Source organism: Pseudomonas sp. GW821-FHT02H06 (genome assembly GCF_059421525.1).
Window position 1 is genome coordinate 57395 of the sequence record NZ_JBWKVD010000001.1, and the last position, 16080, is coordinate 73474.

The window sequence follows — 16080 nt, forward strand, 5'->3', positions numbered from 1 at the left end:
GCCGGGAAGAGGCCAGTTGCGACACCCTCAATCTTGCAGCGTCATGTCCAACGTCTTCCCGGCTAAAGCCAGTCCTACCGGGTGTACGCATTGTTTTTAGTGGGACCGGCTTCAGCCGGGAAGAGGCCAGTTGCGACACCCTCAATCTTGCAGCGTCATGTCCAACGTCTTCCCGGCTAAAGCCAGTCCTACTTTCGCCGATCAAGCCAGCATTTCAGGCGGCTCGAACGCGGTGATCGGCGGTACTTCGCCGTGCCACTTTTCAACGTCAACCGTCACTGTCTGCGCCGAGCAGCCCTGAGACAGACTCGAAGACCCAATGTCTTCAGTCAGCACATTCGGGTTGCCATGCTTCTCCAGGCTGTTCGGCTGACCCTTCACCAACGGATCAAACCAGGCCCCGGTGGCGATCTGTACCACGCCCGGGCGAATGTCGTCGGACACAATCACCCCCGCCAGAAAAGCACCGCGATCGTTGAACACCCTGACCACATCCCCCTCGGCAATCCCGCGCGCCACGGCGTCCTGCCGGTTGATCGTCAACGGCTCCCGCCCCTGAATTTTCGAGGACTGGCTGTACGCGCCGTGGTCATACTGACTGTGCAGGCGCGTCTTCGGCTGGTTCGACAGCAGATGCAGGGGGAGCGGCTGGGCGGGTTTGTCCAGCCAAACGGGATGGCCGGGGCAGTCGGCATAGCCAAAGCCTGCGATCGTCTCACTGAAAATCTCGATCCTGCCCGACGGCGTCTGCAGCGGATTCCTCTGAGGATCATCCCGAAAGGCCTTGAGCAGCACAGTATCGTCTGCCGGGTAATCCACTTCGAACACGCCCTTGCGCCAGAACTCCTCAAAATCCGGCAGCTCGATGGCAAAGCTTCCGGCACGTGGTCGCGACTCTTCATACAGCAAGCGCAGCCATTGCCCGGCATCACGGCCCTCAGTAAACACCTGCTCGCAGTCCAGCCGACGGGACAGCTCGGCGAAGATCGCATAATCGTCCCGCGCCTCCCCCACCGGCTCGATCACCTTGTGCATGGCGATCATGAAGCGGTCGGACGCCGCGCTACCAATGTCATCACGCTCCAGCGCAGTGGTCGCAGGCAGCACAATGTCCGCGTGTTTGGCCTGAGCGGTCCAGAACTGCTCGTGAACGATGATGGTTTCCGGACGCTGCCAGCCCTGCAGCAGTCGACTGATGTCCTGGTGATGATGAAAAATGTTGCCGCCGGCCCAGTACACCAGTCGGACGTCCGGGTAGTGATAACCCTTGCCGTTGTAATCGAACGCCTCGCCGGGATTGAGCAGCATGTCAGTGACCCGCGCCACCGGGATGAAATCCTTGACCGGGTTCACGCCCTGGGAAAAGCGCGGCCCGGAAAACGCCTTGCGCCCGCTGCCGGTGTTGTTCATGCAGCCATAACCCAGCCCGAAGCCGCCGCCGGGCAGACCGATCTGCCCAAGCATCGCCGCCAACGTCACGGTCATCCAGAACGGTTGCTCGCCAAACTGTGCCCGCTGCAGCGAATAGGCGACGTTGATCATCGTGCGCTTGCCGGCCATCTCCCGCGCCAGGCTGACGATCCGTTGCGCCGGAATATCCGTCAGCGCTGCCGCCCACTCCGGCGTCTTCGCCACGCCATCTACCGCGCCGAGCACATATTCGATGAAGCGCTCATGCCCCACCGTATAACGACGCAGAAAATCTACGTTGTGCAGTCCTTCGTCCACCAGCACCCAGCACAGCGCCATCATCAGCGCAGTGTCGGTGCCGGGCCGCACGGCGAGCCACTCATTGCGCTGCGGTCCGGTTAAATCATCACGCAGCGGGCTGATATTGACGAACTGCACGCCAGCGTCCGACATCCTGCGAATGCCGTTGCTGACCAGATGATCGCTGGCACCGCCGGGGCTGCATTGCGCGTTCTTCAACGGCAACCCGCCAAACGCGACGAACAGCTCGCAATGCTCCGCCAGATTCTGCCAGGAGGTGTGCGCTGCGAGCAGCCAGTCCATGTTGCCGACGATGTGCGGCATCAACACCCGGCCCGCGCCGAGGCTGTAACTGTCAACGCTGTAGACGTAGCCGCCGCAGCTGTTGAGGAAACGGTGCAACTGGCTTTGCGCATGATGAAACCGCCCCGCGCTGCCCCAGCCGTAACTGCCGCCGAATATCGCTTTGTTGCCATGCTCACTCTTTACCCGCGACAACTCGGTGGCGACCAGATCCAGCGCAACATCCCACGGCACCTCGACGAAGGCTTCGTGGCCGCGCAAGTGCGGGTTGCGCAGGGCCGGATGATCGTCGAAGCGCTCGAGAAAACTGCGGCGCACGGCCGGCCGACGGATACGCGTGGCCGAGTCGATTGCCCCGGGAATAGACGAACCAATCGGCGAAGGGTCCGCGTCCCACTCCACCGGATCCATGGCCTGAAGCCGTCCGTCAACAACCCGCGGACGGTAAGCGCCCCAATGCAACGAGGTGAAACTCATGGGTCAATGCTCCAGCAAGTGGGCCTGTGCGGTGACTGCCGTGATCGATCAACGCGCCGCTTGTGCCGACGCGTCAGCCCCGGCGTCAAGCGCAGCGGCAAAGGAGTCGTCGAACACAGTGCCAGCCGGATAGGACTTCGTCAGCCCCGCAGCGTTGAAAAAGTCGATGGTCTGCTGCGCCTGGGTAATGACCTGGGGTGAAATCGGCAGCACCACCGTCGCCGAACGCTCGAACCAGCCCCGCGCCACCTCGGGGTCGGCCTTGGACAGGACCGCCCACGCATTAGCGTACGTGTCGGTGTTCTGCTTGTTGGCGACCGACCAGGCCCGAGCTTTTTGCAGGCGCTGGAGGAAGTCGGTGATTTCCGGGCGCTTGTCTTTGATCGAGCGGTCATTGGCGACGACAAAGCTCTGCGCCGGGATCAGGTTTTGCGCGGTGGTGATCACCCGCCCGCCCTGGCGCTCCTGCTGAATCACGTAGGGATCCCACGTGGCGATGGCGTCAACCGAACCACCGTCCAGAGCATGGGAAGCGTCCAGCGCACTCAAATATCGATATTCCACCGCATCCCGCGCGATGCCGGCCTTGTCCAGCGCAGTCAGCATCAATTGCTGGCTCCACGAACCCTTCCAGATCGCCACCCGCTTGCCTTTAAGGTCGGCCACCGATTTGATCGGCGAATCCTTGCCCACCACGATCGCCACCCCCGCCAGGTTCTGCCGTGAAACGCCAATCACCTTGATGGGCGCCCCTAACGCGCCGAGAAACAACACCGGCGCATCACCCAGCAAGCCGACGTCGAGGCTGCCGGCATTCAGCGCTTCCGCGACGGGTGAGCCGGCGGTGAACTGTTTCCATTCCAGCGTGTAGGGCAAATCGTTGAGAACGCCAGCGGCTTCCATGACGGTTCGGGCGCCATAGCTTTGATCGCCCACCACCAGTTCTGCGGCATGCACCGCGCTGAGTGAGCCGGTGAATAGGAGAAGTGATAACACAGGGCGCAACAGAAGGGATTTGATCGACACAGGCAATCTCCGGGGAGGCTCCATCGGAACCGGACCATGAAATGAACGCCGGTCCGCCTGTGCGGTAGCCGATTCTTGGGCCTGCGCCGGGTGAAGCAGCGTCAGGGATCAGAACCATAGCATCGAACGTTATATTAAATAAATTCAATATAGTTATATGGAAATATGCGGAATGTGCAGATCAAGGTAGCGGTAGACTGGATCACTACCCAAATCCCGCACAAACAAAAACGCCGCTCTAGTGAGCGGCGTTTTTGAGAATTTGGAGCGGGAAACGAGACTCGAACTCGCGACCCCGACCTTGGCAAGGTCGTGCTCTACCAACTGAGCTATTCCCGCAAATGGCGTCCCCTAGGGGACTCGAACCCCTGTTACCGCCGTGAAAGGGCGGTGTCCTAGGCCACTAGACGAAGGGGACACAGCCTGGAAACACCATGGTGTTGTGTTCCAGTTCCAGAAACACATCCGAAGACGCTTTCTGGTTTCACTCAACTTCGCCCGAAAGCAAAGCTGCTTAAAAATGGAGCGGGAAACGAGACTCGAACTCGCGACCCCGACCTTGGCAAGGTCGTGCTCTACCAACTGAGCTATTCCCGCAATGGCGTCCCCTAGGGGACTCGAACCCCTGTTACCGCCGTGAAAGGGCGGTGTCCTAGGCCACTAGACGAAGGGGACACGCTACAACATTCACTCCCTGCTACGCTCTGCTGTGTGCTTTACGCTGCAAGTGGCGCGCATTCTATGGATGGATATAGGGGTCGTCAACCCCTCAGTGAAAATATATTCAAATCAATGACTTCGCCCTCTATTTAGGCAATGGACGGCCGATACACACGTGTCAGCCGCGATGGGGAATATCAGGCGGAGTGACAGGACCACCTTCCCGCGATAGTGGATAGCCACTACACTCGCGCAAATTACTTGACTGAGGCTTGTGCGGTGACACCACTCTTTATCACCTTCTTGGTTGTAGCAGGCATCGTGCTCCTCATTGCGGTGGGCTATCTGAATCATGTCGCAGAAGGCAAAAAGGTCGAGCGCGCGCGAAGCATGGTCGAGCTCAATGATCGGTTGCGTCGCTGCAGCGAGCTGTCGGAAACCTTCCCCGGTCAGCTGATGACACCGGCGCTCAAGCTGCTGCTGGTGCGCCTGGAGCTGAACGTGGTCAAGCGCCTGCTCGCTCTGGAAAAAAGGAACAACCCGAACCTTCAGGAACGCCAGGCTGAACTGGAAGCGCTGGTGGCCCAGGGTGACGCGATCACGGTCAGCAACCCGGCGAGCCCGATTCAGACCGAAGCCAAGGCCAAGGACGTGCGCTTTCTGTTAGAAGCCATGCACGGCCAGGTCACGCGAGCGGCCCACGATGGTTTCCTGCAAACGGCTGAAGCCAAGCACTGGATTCGCGAGATCCGCAATTTGCTGGTGCTGCTGCACATCGAGTTCTTCAACAACCTGGGCCAGCACGCGATGAGTCAGGAGCAGCCTGGCCAGGCCCGTCTGGCCTTTGAGCGCGGCGTTCAATACCTGAAAAATCAGCCTGAGCCCGCGCCGTGGAAAGCCCACTTGCAGGCCATGGAACGGCAACTGGCCAAGGCCAACTCCATGGTACTGGACACCATTGCACCGACTGAAGACGACAATAACGAGCTGACCGAAGGCTTGAAGGTCGTGGACGCCGACGCCGAGTGGAAAAAGAAAGCTATCTACGACTGATGGCTGACGCCTGACGCACCGCGCAACACGGTGCGTCAGGACTTCATATCAGCAATCGGTTGATTCCAGGAAAATCGCCGCCAGCCGCTCAATCCCCGCCTGATCTTCCTCGCTGAAGCGCCCGACACTCGGGCTGTCCAGATCCAGAACGCCAATCAGCTTTCCGTCCTTTATCAAAGGCACCACCACCTCGCTATTGGAAGCACTGTCGCAGGCGATATGTCCGGGAAACTCATGGACATCGTGCACGCGCTGGGTTTCGCGGCTCTGTGCCGCCGTGCCGCAGACGCCCTTGCCGAACGGAATGCGCACGCAGGCGATCTGGCCCTGGAACGGACCCAGCACCAGCTCTTCGTTGCGATTGAGGTAGAAGCCTGCCCAGTTCAAGTCGTCGAGCTGGCTATAAAGGAAGGCCGAAAACTGCGCCGCGTTGGCGATGAAGTCGCGCTCGTCGGCCAGCAGGGATTCCAGTTGTGCAGCCAGCAGGCGGTAGCCATCAAGGCCCTCCCCTGCAGAATTCAAATCGATCATGCGTCTTGCTCCAGCATTTTCAAACCTACCCAATAACGGGCGAACTGATACGCGCAACGACCGTTGCGGTTGCCACGGCCGGTCGCCCAGCGCACGGCGTGGATCTCAAGCGCTTCATCGCGTTGCCATTGCAGGCCGGCCTTGGTCGCCAGTTCGCCAATCCAGTGCTCCACCACATCCAGGAAATGCTCCTGGGTGAAGGGATAAAACGAAAGCCAGAGGCCGAAACGGTCCGACAACGCAATTTTGTCCTCGACCGCTTCGCTCGGGTGAATCTCGCCGTCGTCACCACGCTGCCAGTGAGCGTTATCGCTCTCCTTCTCCGGCACCAGATGACGGCGGTTGGACGTGGCGTACAGCAGGACGTTGTCCGGCGCTTGCTCCAGCGAACCGTCGAGCACGCTTTTGAGCACCCGGTAGTCGCCTTCACCGGATTCGAACGACAGGTCATCGCAGAACAGTACGAAGCGCTGGGGCAACTTCTGCAGTTGCTCGACCACACGCGGCAGATCGCCCAGATGATCGCGCTCGATCTCGATCAGGCGCAGGCCGGCTTTGGCGTGCTCGGCCAGCAAGGCGCGGACCAGCGACGACTTGCCCGTGCCACGGGATCCCCAGAGCAGCGCATGGTTGGCGGGCAGGCCGTCGATGAACTGCTGGGTATTGCGGCCCAGTTGCTCGCGCTGGCGGTCGACGCCGATGAGGTCGGACAGGCGCATGTCCAGCGTGACTTCCAGCGGCATCAGGTAACCGCCGCGGCCTTCGTGCACCCAGCGCGCGGCCAGCGTCGTCTCCCAATCGACGGGCTGACGCACCGCCGGCAACAGAGGTTCGAGACGCGCCAGTACCGACTCGGCGCGCTCCAGAAATGCGTTCAATCGAGAATCCACGGTTTCTCCTTGATTTAACGGGTTAACGCCCGGCCGCGATCAGCTATGCTTGCCATGCGACGGACACAAGAAGTGACAGTGCCTTTATGGATATACCGATCACCCACCGGCTGTCATTCAAACAGGCCCGTTTGACTGTGCTGATCGGCTTTGTATTGGGCACGCTGCTCAGCCTGTTTCAAATTGCCCTCGATTATGCCAGCGAAGACGCGTCCATCGATCGTGAAATTCGCTCCTTGCTGCAAATCAGCCACAACCCCGCCTCGCGCATTGCTTACAACCTGGACGCAGAACTGGCGCAAGAGCTGACCCTCGGCCTGCTGCACTCCCCGGCCGTGGTCGGCGCGCGGCTGACCGATAACAACAACGTTCAGCTCGCTGCCGTGTCTCGACCCTTGGCGAACAGCGCTTACCGGATGGTCAGTGATTTCCTGTTCGGCGGGAGTCGGCAGTTCGAAGACATGCTGCATCTGGACCACATGCCTGACGAGTCGATCGGCACCTTGCACCTGGACGTCGACACCTTCGCCTTCGGCAGCCATTTCCTGCAGCGGGCCGTGATCACCCTGGTCAACGGCTTCGTGCGCAGCCTGGTGCTGGCTGGCCTGTTGCTGGCGCTGTTTTACTTCACCCTCACCAAACCGCTGACGGGCATGATCCGTGCACTGTCCGAACGGGATCCGCGTAGCCCCGTTCAGCGGCCAGTGCCCTGCCCGCGCGGCCATGAGCAAGACGAAATCGGCGTGCTGGTGGCGGTCACCAATCGGCAGTTCGAGAGCGTGGCCAGTGAGTTCGCACGGCGGCGGGAGGCGGAAAACCGGCTCACCGATCATCTCAACGAGCTGGAAGACATCGTCTCCGCGCGCACCAATCAGCTCGAAGCCAGCAACGCCCGGCTCAGTCAGTCCAACGAAGAACTGCAGATCGCGCGCAGTACCGCGCTAGACATGGCCCACGCGCGCTCGGCGTTTCTGGCCCACATGAGCCATGAAATCCGCACGCCGCTCAATGGCTTGTTGGGCATGCTGGCGCTGTCCCTCGATGGCCCGCTGAGTGCAGAACAGCGCCAGCAGCTGTCCATCGCCCACGACTCGGGCAAGGTGCTGGTCGAACTGCTCAACGACATTCTCGACCTGTCGAAATTCGACGCCGGCCAGGTAGAGCTTGAGCGCATTCCGTTCGATCTCGCCGCCTTGATCGAAGACACCGCCAGCCTGCTGTCGCAAAACGCGGCGCCGAATGTCGAACTGACCTGCCTGATCGACCCGCGCTTTCCGGCGTCCGTGCTGGGTGACCCGACCCGGGTGCGGCAGATCGTCAGCAACCTGCTTTCGAACGCGCTGAAGTTCACCCGCGCCGGCCGCGTGGACGTGCGCCTCAGTCAGCACGGCGACCACGTGCGCATCGAGGTCTGCGACACCGGCATCGGCATCGCGCAGGACGCTCAGGCGAAAATCTTCCAGCCGTTTACCCAGGCCGAAGCCGCGATCACCCGGCAGTACGGCGGAACCGGCCTGGGCCTGACCCTGACCCACAACCTGACCGATGCCATGAACGGGCAATTGAGTATCGAGTCCGCTGTCGGCGTCGGCAGCCGCTTTCGTGTGGACCTGCCGCTGCCGGCACACACGCCCGCGCTGCAATGGCCGTTGCTGAAGGGCAAGGTACTGGTGGCCAGCGACGCAGGCAGCGGTTTGCTGGAAATGCTCAGCGGACTGCTGCCGGAATGGGGCGTTACCTGTCAGCCGCTGGCAGAAGGCGCGCCACCCGACGCCGACGCCGACCTGCTGATCACCGATTGCCCGCAATGCCTGGTGGCCATCCGCGAGGCCTGCACGGTGCCGGTGTTGCTGGTGACGGCGTACGGCAATTTCATGCCCGGCGAGCAGGTTGCAATCCTGGCACCGCTGCAGCAGCAGGCGCGGCCGTTGCCGCGCAACGTCCTGCATCAGAGCCTTGAGCGCATTCTGGATGCCGACGGTCAGGCAGGTATCAGCCACGAACAGGGTGGCCCCTCACCCACCCATCGGGCGCGTATTTTGCTGGTGGAGGACAACCCGGTTAATCAACTGGTGGCGAAGGGCATGCTCGGCAAGCTCGGCTGCGATGTGGTCATCAGCAGCAATGGCGCCGAGGCGCTGCAGCAACTCGAGCAGGACCACTTCGATCTGGTGCTGATGGACTGCAACATGCCGGTGATGAACGGCTATGACGCCACCCGCCGAATCCGGGAAATCGGGCGCTGGTCGGATCTGCCGATCATCGCGCTAACGGCCAACGCGATGCCGGAAGAACGCGAACACTGCAAAGCCGCGGGCATGAGCGACTACCTGGCCAAGCCGTTTCGTCGCGAGGAATTGATGGCATTGCTGGATCAGTGGATCCCCGTGGAACAGCCGCATTAAAGGCTGCTTCGATCAACCGGTCGCGTGTTCTTTCAACAGCGCTTCGATGTCGGCCTTGATGTCTTCCGGCTTGGTCAATGGGGCATAACGCTTGACCAGCTTGCCGTCACGGCCCACCAGAAACTTGGTGAAGTTCCACTTGATGCCTTCCGAACCCAGCAGCCCCGGCGCGCGCTTCTTGAGCTGCACGAACAGCGGGTGGGCATGGCTGCCGTTGACGTCGATCTTCTTGAACAGCGGAAAGCTCACCCCGTAGTTCAGTTCGCAAAAGTCGGAAATCGCGCCTTCGTTGCCCGGCTCCTGCTTGCCGAACTGGTTGCACGGAAAGCCCAGCACCACCAGCCCGCGATCCTTGTAGCCCTGCCACAACTCCTCAAGGCCCTTGTATTGCGGGGTGAAACCGCACTTGCTGGCGGTGTTCACCACCAGTACCACCTTGCCGCCGAAATCAGCCAGGGTCTTTTGCTCGCCCTTGATCGTTTGCACCGGAATGTTCAGCAGTTCGTCGCTCATGGCGATGCCTCGAAATTGTAAACCGCCAAGCTAGCGCGCCATTGTCCGGCGCGCTATCCCATTGTTGCCGGTGATAAGCCTGCATCAGGCGCTGCGCGGCACCAGGTCCAGGCACACGGAGTTGATGCAATAGCGCAGACCGGTAGGCGGCGGACCGTCCGGGAACACGTGACCGAGGTGAGCATCGCATTTGCTACAGACCACTTCGGTGCGGATCATGCCGTGACTGACGTCGCGCACTTCGACCACTGCGCTGCCTTCCAGCGGCGCGTAGAAGCTCGGCCAGCCGCAACCCGAATCGAACTTGGTCTTCGAATCGAACAGGGGCTCGTTGCAGCAGATGCAGTGGTAAATGCCGTCGGTCTTGGTCTCGTTGTATTTGCCGCTGAATGGACGCTCCGTGCCCTTCAGCCGGCAGACGTTGTACTGCTCCGGATCGAGCATCGCTTTCCATTCTTCAAGGGTTTTATCCAGCTTAGCCACGGGTAGACCTCCGTAAATGAAAAAGCCCGATCTGTGTCTTTTCCACGGATCGGGTGGCACGTATGATTGCGCCTTCGTTGGACGCCAGTCTGTCACCCGCGTTTCTCGCGTACAAACCCATTTTGATGGCGTCATGCTCAGCGGTCTGCGCTTCTTCACACAGCGGGCCGTCTCTTTTCGGGACCAATCACCATGCAGTTCAGCAAATCGAACAAGCTCGCCAACGTCTGCTACGACATTCGCGGGCCGGTGCTCAAGCACGCCAAGCGCCTGGAAGAGGAAGGCCATCGCATCCTCAAGCTGAACATCGGCAACCCGGCGCCGTTTGGTTTCGAGGCGCCGGACGAAATCCTGCAGGATGTTATCCGCAACCTGCCCATGGCTCAGGGCTACAGCGATTCGAAAGGCCTGTTCAGCGCGCGCAAGGCGGTGATGCAGTACTACCAGCAGAAGCAGGTCGAAGGTGTCGGCATCGAAGACATCTATCTGGGCAATGGCGTCTCGGAACTGATCGTGATGTCGATGCAGGCCTTGCTCAATAACGGCGACGAAGTACTGGTGCCGGCGCCGGACTACCCGCTGTGGACCGCAGCCGTGGCATTGTCCGGCGGCAACCCGGTGCATTATCTGTGTGACGAGCAGGCCAACTGGTGGCCTGATCTGGAAGACATGAAGGCCAAGATCACGCCGAACACCAAGGCAATGGTGATCATCAACCCGAACAACCCGACCGGCGCCGTCTATTCCCGTGAAGTGTTGCTGGGGATGCTGGAGATTGCCCGTCAGCACAATCTGGTGGTCTTCTCCGACGAAATCTACGACAAGATTCTCTACGACGACGCCGTGCACATCTGCACCGCGTCTCTGGCTCCAGACTTGTTGTGCCTGACCTTCAACGGGCTGTCGAAATCCTACCGCGTGGCGGGTTTCCGTTCGGGCTGGATCGCCATTTCCGGGCCCAAGCACAACGCAGTGAGCTATATCGAAGGCATCGACATCCTGGCAAACATGCGGCTGTGTGCCAACGTGCCCAGCCAGCACGCGATCCAGACCGCCCTGGGTGGCTATCAGAGCATCAATGACCTGATCCTGCCGCCGGGCCGCTTGCTGGAACAGCGCAACCGTACCTGGGAATTGCTCAACGACATCCCGGGCGTCAGTTGCGTGAAGCCGATGGGTGCGCTGTATGCCTTCCCGCGCATCGACCCGAAAGTCTGCCCGATCCACAACGACGAGAAGTTCGCGCTGGACCTGTTGCTCTCGGAAAAACTGCTGATCGTTCAGGGCACGGCATTCAACTGGCCGTGGCCGGACCACTTCCGCGTGGTGACGCTGCCGCGGGTGGATGACCTGGAACAGGCCATTGGCCGGATCGGCAATTTTCTGAAGACTTACAAGCAGTAACGGACCTGATGGAGCCGGCTCGCAGGTGCCCGCCCGCAAGCCGGCTCAGGCCGATTCAGGCGCAATCGCTCTGCCCTTACCCTCTCGCCGATGACACTTATCGCCGGGGCGACAGCAAACGACACAGTTTGAAATGATCGCCCGGTTGAATACGCCCCGACATCACCTTATATACCCCCGCAGTACGTTACATATTCTTCCTGAGGAGAAACTCTTAACCATGATGCGCATTTTGCTGTTTTTGGCCACTAACCTTGCGGTCGTGCTGATTGCCAGCATCACCCTGAGCCTTTTTGGCTTCAACGGGTTCATGGCGGCCAACGGGGTTGATCTGAACCTCAATCAGCTGCTGATCTTCTGCGCTGTGTTCGGTTTCGCCGGTTCGCTGTTCTCGCTGTTCATCTCCAAGTGGATGGCGAAGATGAGCACGGGCACCGAGATCATTACCCAACCCCGCACCCGCCATGAGCAATGGCTGCTGCAGACCGTAGAACAACTGTCCCGCGATGCGGGCATCAAGATGCCGGAAGTGGGTATTTTCCCTGCCTACGAGGCCAACGCCTTTGCCACCGGCTGGAACAAGAACGACGCGCTGGTTGCGGTGAGTCAGGGCCTGCTGGAGCGCTTTTCGCCCGATGAAGTGAAGGCGGTGCTGGCTCACGAGATCGGTCACGTGGCCAACGGCGACATGGTCACGCTGGCGCTGGTCCAGGGCGTGGTCAACACCTTCGTCATGTTCTTCGCGCGGATCATCGGCAACTTCGTCGACAAGGTGATCTTCAAGAACGAAGAAGGCCGTGGCATCGCGTTCTACATCGCGACCATCTTCGCTGAAATCGTGCTGGGCTTCCTCGCCAGCGCCATCGTCATGTGGTTCTCGCGCAAGCGTGAATACCGCGCCGACGACGCCGGTGCCCGCCTGGCCGGTACGGGCGCGATGATCAGCGCTCTGCAGCGTCTGCGTTCGGAACAGGGCGTTCCGGTGCAAATGCCTGAGAGCATGACGGCGTTCGGCATCAACGGTGGTTTGAAGCACGGCCTGGCCGGGCTGTTCATGAGCCACCCGCCGCTGGAAGAACGCATCGAGGCGCTTCGTCGCCGCGGTTGATTCCGTGATAGCTGTACGAGAAAGGGCGACGTGAAGTCGCCCTTTTCTTTAGTGCTCGTTTCCTGGCGCTGCGCTATCGGCGATACAGCCGATACGCATATTCCATCAGGGACGTCGCGCCCGCCTGCTTGAACTTCACGCCCTGCTCCAGCACGTCCAGATCCGCGACGCGCTTGACCCGCCAATCGGGGGACAGCAGCTGCAGCACCTCATCCTCATCCACCGAGAACGGCGGACCGGCGATCAGCGACTGATCATAGTCCAGCGTCACCAGCAAGCCGCAGGCGTCGTTGGACAGTAAGTGATTGAGCTGTTTGACATAACGCCAGCGCAAGTCCGGTGGCAGCGCGATCAGGGCGGCTCGGTCGTAGAATGCGGTGCAGTCACCAACGTCTTCAGGCTTGAGGGCAAAGAAGTCGCCGCACCAGATCTCGCAGCCCTCCGCACGATAAACCTTAAGCGCGCCACGCTCCTCGATCGTCGGCTGCAAGCCGTTCTCGCTGAAGAATCCCGCCACCGCTATCTCAGACAATTCCGCGCCCACCACGTGAAAACCCTGGTTAAGCAGCCAGACCATGTCGATGCTTTTGCCGCACAACGGCACCAGCACGCGTTCCCCCGGCATGGCGGTGAGCTCTGGCCACAGGCGCAACAGGTGCGAATTCACAGACGCCTGATTGAAACCGATCTGATTGATCGCCCAGCGCTCATGCCAAAAACGCGGCTCCATAGACACTCCTGATATCCCGATCAAAACGGACGAAAACTTATATTAGATTTAGATGGATGTACTGCCCGATCATGCCACTCACCTTATACGCTCAGGACACTGCAAATGCTGCCTAGCCTGTTCATTTCCCACGGCTCGCCCATGCTTGCGCTCGAACCGGGCGAGAGCGGGCCTGCACTCGCGCGTCTGGCCGCCGCCCTGCCGCGCCCCAAGGCCATCGTGATTGTCTCGGCGCACTGGGAAAGCAATGAACTGCTGGTCAACGGCAACCCGCAGCCGGAGACCTGGCATGACTTCGGCGGCTTCCCTCCTGAACTCTTCGCCGTGCAGTATCCGGCGCCCGGCATGCCGGAGCTGACTCACCGCGTGCTGGAACTGTTGGCGGAGGCGGACCTGCCGGCGCGCATGAACACCCAACGGCCGTTCGACCATGGGGTCTGGGTGCCGCTGTCGTTGATGTACCCGCACGCGGACATCCCCATCGTGCAGGTTTCACTGCCCTCGCGCATGGGCCCTGCCCTGCAGACGAAGGTGGGGCAGGCATTGAACCGACTGCGCGAGGAGAGCGTGTTGCTGATCGGTTCGGGGAGCATCACCCATAACTTGCGAGAGCTGGACTGGCAGGCGGGGCCGGAGAGCATCACACCGTGGGCTCTGGCGTTTCGCGACTGGATGGTGGACAAGCTGGCGGTGGACGACCTTGGAGCCCTGCACGACTATCGAAACCGGGCACCCCACGCCGCGCGCAATCACCCAACAGATGAACACCTGCTGCCGCTGTATTTCGCGCGGGCGGCGGGCGGGGAATTCAGTATTGAGCACCAGGGGTTCACGATGGGTGCGCTGGGGATGGACATTTATCGGTTTGGTTGAGGGGATGGATACAACCCTGTAGGACCGGCTTTAGCCGGGAAGAGGCCAACCTAGGCGACATCGATTTTGCGCTGCGGCATATGACGCCTTCCCGGCTGAAGCCGGTCCTACCAACATCAAAAGCCTGCGTGCTCGGGTTTACGCACAAGAAAAACCCAAGTCCCACACAAAAAAAATCCCCGAACCAGTCGGGGATTTTTTATTCAGACGATCAGCTCAAGAGCAGATCAGTCCTCGCGATAGCGACGCAGCTTCAGCTGCTTGCCGGCAACGCGGGTGTCTTTCAGCTTGGCCAGCAGGCGCTCGAGGCCGTCTTCCGGCAGCTCGACGAGGCTGAAGCTGTCACGCACCTGGATGCGACCGATTGCTTCGCGAGCCAGACCACCTTCGTTGAGGATGGCGCCCAGCAGGTTTTTCGCAGCGATGCCATCACGGGCACCCAGCGCGGTACGGCAGCGAGCACGGCCTTCGGCCAACGGCACCGGGGCACGACGTTCGCGGTCGCCACGATCAGGACGGTCGCCGGCTGGACGCTCAGGACGATCACCACGTGGCGCGTTGTTCGGCACCAGTGGACGTTCTTTCTCGATCGCGCCCAGGGTCAGCGCCTGACCATTGGTGGCCTTGCGCAGCAGAGCAGCGGCCAGGGCACGCGGGGTGCAACCGATGTCGGCAGTCAGGCGGTCCAGCAATTCGCCATGGCTTGCTTCGGCATCAGCGACCAGCGGCGACAGGCTGTTGGTCAGTTTCTTGATGCGGGCATCGAGAACGGCCTGGGAATCCGGCAGGCGGACTTCGGCGATTTTCTGACCGGTCATGCGCTCGATCACTTGCAGCATGCGACGCTCACGCGGCGTTACCAGCAACAGCGCGCGACCTTCGCGACCGGCACGGCCAGTACGGCCGATACGGTGAACGTAGGCTTCCGGGTCGTACGGCATATCAACGTTGAACACGTGGGTGATACGCGGAACGTCCAGACCACGGGCAGCAACGTCAGTCGCAACAACGATGTCCAGACGGCCATCCTTGAGGGAGTCGATGACGCGTTCACGCTGGTTCTGGGCGATGTCGCCGTTCAGCGCAGCAGCCTTGTAGCCTTTGGCTTCAAGGGCGCTGGCCAGGTCCAGAGTGGCCTGTTTGGTACGCACGAACATGATCAGGGCGTCGAAATCTTCGACTTCCAGCAGGCTCAGTACGGCAGAGGTCTTCTGGTCAGCGTGAACCAGCAGGTGAGCCTGCTCGATCGCGGTGACGGTCTGGGTCTTGCTCTGGATCTTGACGTGTTTCGGGTCTTTCAGGTGACGCTCGGCGATCGCGCGGATCGACTGCGGCAGGGTCGCCGAGAACAGTACGGTCTGACGCGTCTCAGGCATGGCCTTGAAGATGACTTCGAGGTCATCCATGAAGCCCAGCTTGAGCATTTCGTCGGCTTCGTCGAGAACCAGGTGGTTCACGGTCGCCAGGACTTTCTCGTCACGACGCAGGTGGTCGCAAAGGCGGCCCGGGGTAGCGACGACGATTTGAGCGCCGTTACGAATGGCTTTCAGCTGCGGACCCATCGGCGCGCCGCCGTAGACAGCCACAACGGTCACGCCCGGCATTTGCTTGGCGTAAGTTTCGAACGCGGTGGCCACTTGCAGGGCCAGCTCACGAGTCGGCGCGAGGATCAGCGCTTGCGGCTCGCGTTTCGTCGGGTCGATCAGGCTCAGAATGGGCAGAGCGAAGGCGGCGGTTTTACCGGTACCTGTCTGCGCCTGACCGATCATGTCGTGACCAGCGAGAATAATCGGGATCGATTGCTGCTGAATGGCCGAAGGCTCTTCGTAGCCGGTAGCGATAACAGCTGCAAGAATGGTCGGGTGAAGGTTAAGAGCGGCGAAGCCGCCGGATTCCTGGGTCATGGGTCTGCCT

Annotated in this window: 13 protein-coding genes and 4 tRNA genes; 5 read left to right on the forward strand and 12 right to left on the reverse strand. The window is 60.8% G+C overall.

The annotated features are described in order from the left end of the window. Positions 1-201 precede the first annotated feature (201 nt). The 6 genes from AC07VF_RS00285 to AC07VF_RS00310 all read right to left on the reverse strand — a co-directional run bounded on the left by AC07VF_RS00285 (position 202) and on the right by AC07VF_RS00310 (position 4191). Positions 202-2490 (reverse strand): molybdopterin guanine dinucleotide-containing S/N-oxide reductase, encoded by a 2289-nt coding sequence (locus AC07VF_RS00285; protein WP_495008891.1) that lies wholly within the window; start codon positions 2488-2490, stop codon positions 202-204. 48 nt (positions 2491-2538) lie between these two features. Next, complete coding sequence (locus AC07VF_RS00290) at positions 2539-3540, reverse strand: ABC transporter substrate-binding protein (RefSeq protein ID WP_442969437.1); 1002 nt, start codon at positions 3538-3540, stop codon at positions 2539-2541. 239 nt (positions 3541-3779) lie between these two features. Next, positions 3780-3855, reverse strand: a tRNA-Gly gene (locus AC07VF_RS00295). A gap of 3 nt (positions 3856-3858) precedes the next feature. After that, positions 3859-3934, reverse strand: a tRNA-Glu gene (locus AC07VF_RS00300). Between the two features lie 103 nt (positions 3935-4037). Beyond that, positions 4038-4113: transfer RNA gene (locus AC07VF_RS00305), tRNA-Gly, on the reverse strand. Positions 4114-4115: 2 nt separating this feature from the next. Continuing rightward, positions 4116-4191: transfer RNA gene (locus tag AC07VF_RS00310), tRNA-Glu, on the reverse strand. A 264-nt stretch (positions 4192-4455) separates the two neighbouring features. Between AC07VF_RS00310 and AC07VF_RS00315 the strand changes: the two genes are divergently transcribed. Beyond that, positions 4456-5229, forward strand: coding sequence for a hypothetical protein (locus AC07VF_RS00315; RefSeq protein WP_192172765.1), 774 nt, complete (start codon positions 4456-4458; stop codon positions 5227-5229). Positions 5230-5277: 48 nt separating this feature from the next. Here AC07VF_RS00315 and AC07VF_RS00320 read toward each other — a convergent pair whose 3' ends face one another. Both AC07VF_RS00320 and AC07VF_RS00325 read right to left on the reverse strand, forming a co-directional pair. Beyond that, positions 5278-5760: a GAF domain-containing protein gene (locus AC07VF_RS00320; RefSeq protein ID WP_282367377.1), complete on the reverse strand. Its 483-nt coding sequence runs from the start codon at positions 5758-5760 to the stop codon at positions 5278-5280. Next, positions 5757-6650, reverse strand: a complete 894-nt coding sequence (locus tag AC07VF_RS00325; RefSeq protein WP_282367379.1) for an ATP-binding protein — start codon at positions 6648-6650, stop codon at positions 5757-5759. Before AC07VF_RS00325 ends, AC07VF_RS00320 begins: the two co-directional genes overlap by 4 nt. An 86-nt stretch (positions 6651-6736) precedes the next feature. On the opposite strand from AC07VF_RS00325, the gene AC07VF_RS00330 reads away from it, so the two are divergent. Further along, the gene (locus AC07VF_RS00330; RefSeq protein ID WP_495008890.1) at positions 6737-9055 is read left to right on the forward strand and encodes a hybrid sensor histidine kinase/response regulator; all 2319 of its coding nucleotides are present in this window, start codon (positions 6737-6739) and stop codon (positions 9053-9055) included. Between the two features lie 12 nt (positions 9056-9067). Here AC07VF_RS00330 and AC07VF_RS00335 read toward each other — a convergent pair whose 3' ends face one another. Continuing rightward, entirely contained in the window at positions 9068-9568 is a 501-nt protein-coding gene (locus AC07VF_RS00335) for a glutathione peroxidase (protein WP_495008889.1), read from the reverse strand. Positions 9569-9652: 84 nt separating this feature from the next. Further along, the gene (gene msrB / locus AC07VF_RS00340; protein WP_192172770.1) at positions 9653-10051 is read right to left on the reverse strand and encodes a peptide-methionine (R)-S-oxide reductase MsrB; all 399 of its coding nucleotides are present in this window, start codon (positions 10049-10051) and stop codon (positions 9653-9655) included. Positions 10052-10243: 192 nt separating this feature from the next. Between msrB and AC07VF_RS00345 the strand changes: the two genes are divergently transcribed. Together AC07VF_RS00345 and htpX are read left to right on the forward strand one after the other, a co-directional pair. Further along, positions 10244-11455 carry a pyridoxal phosphate-dependent aminotransferase gene (locus AC07VF_RS00345; RefSeq protein WP_065993069.1) on the forward strand — a complete coding sequence of 404 codons (1212 nt, stop codon included), beginning with the start codon at positions 10244-10246 and terminating at the stop codon, positions 11453-11455. A gap of 220 nt (positions 11456-11675) precedes the next feature. Beyond that, positions 11676-12563 carry a protease HtpX gene (gene htpX / locus AC07VF_RS00350; protein WP_037011815.1) on the forward strand — a complete coding sequence of 296 codons (888 nt, stop codon included), beginning with the start codon at positions 11676-11678 and terminating at the stop codon, positions 12561-12563. A 73-nt stretch (positions 12564-12636) separates the two neighbouring features. Here the strand turns inward: htpX and AC07VF_RS00355 are convergent, their stop codons facing one another. Then, the gene (locus AC07VF_RS00355) at positions 12637-13293 is read right to left on the reverse strand and encodes a thiopurine S-methyltransferase (protein ID WP_495008888.1); all 657 of its coding nucleotides are present in this window, start codon (positions 13291-13293) and stop codon (positions 12637-12639) included. A gap of 105 nt (positions 13294-13398) precedes the next feature. Here AC07VF_RS00355 and AC07VF_RS00360 point away from each other — a divergent pair, with 105 nt between their 5' ends. Further along, on the forward strand, positions 13399-14166 hold the full coding sequence (locus AC07VF_RS00360; RefSeq protein WP_346626556.1) for a DODA-type extradiol aromatic ring-opening family dioxygenase: 768 nt from the start codon (positions 13399-13401) through the stop codon (positions 14164-14166). 227 nt (positions 14167-14393) lie between these two features. Here the strand turns inward: AC07VF_RS00360 and AC07VF_RS00365 are convergent, their stop codons facing one another. Next, positions 14394-16070 (reverse strand): DEAD/DEAH box helicase, encoded by a 1677-nt coding sequence (locus AC07VF_RS00365; RefSeq protein ID WP_133776427.1) that lies wholly within the window; start codon positions 16068-16070, stop codon positions 14394-14396. Positions 16071-16080: the final 10 nt, after the last annotated feature.

Bases quoted from the DNA above. Each gene is read 5' to 3' on its own strand.
- AC07VF_RS00285 (WP_495008891.1), bottom strand. From the start codon at position 2,490: ATGAGTTTCACCTCGTTGCATTGGGGCGCTTACCGTCCGCGGGTTGTT.
- AC07VF_RS00290 (WP_442969437.1), bottom strand. From the start codon at position 3,540: ATGGAGCCTCCCCGGAGATTGCCTGTGTCGATCAAATCCCTTCTGTTG.
- AC07VF_RS00320 (WP_282367377.1), bottom strand. From the start codon at position 5,760: ATGATCGATTTGAATTCTGCAGGGGAGGGCCTTGATGGCTACCGCCTG.
- AC07VF_RS00330 (WP_495008890.1), top strand. From the start codon at position 6,737: ATGGATATACCGATCACCCACCGGCTGTCATTCAAACAGGCCCGTTTG.
- AC07VF_RS00335 (WP_495008889.1), bottom strand. From the start codon at position 9,568: ATGAGCGACGAACTGCTGAACATTCCGGTGCAAACGATCAAGGGCGAG.
- AC07VF_RS00345 (WP_065993069.1), top strand. From the start codon at position 10,244: ATGCAGTTCAGCAAATCGAACAAGCTCGCCAACGTCTGCTACGACATT.
- htpX (WP_037011815.1), top strand. From the start codon at position 11,676: ATGATGCGCATTTTGCTGTTTTTGGCCACTAACCTTGCGGTCGTGCTG.
- AC07VF_RS00355 (WP_495008888.1), bottom strand. From the start codon at position 13,293: ATGGAGCCGCGTTTTTGGCATGAGCGCTGGGCGATCAATCAGATCGGT.
- AC07VF_RS00360 (WP_346626556.1), top strand. From the start codon at position 13,399: ATGCTGCCTAGCCTGTTCATTTCCCACGGCTCGCCCATGCTTGCGCTC.
- AC07VF_RS00365 (WP_133776427.1), bottom strand. From the start codon at position 16,070: ATGACCCAGGAATCCGGCGGCTTCGCCGCTCTTAACCTTCACCCGACC.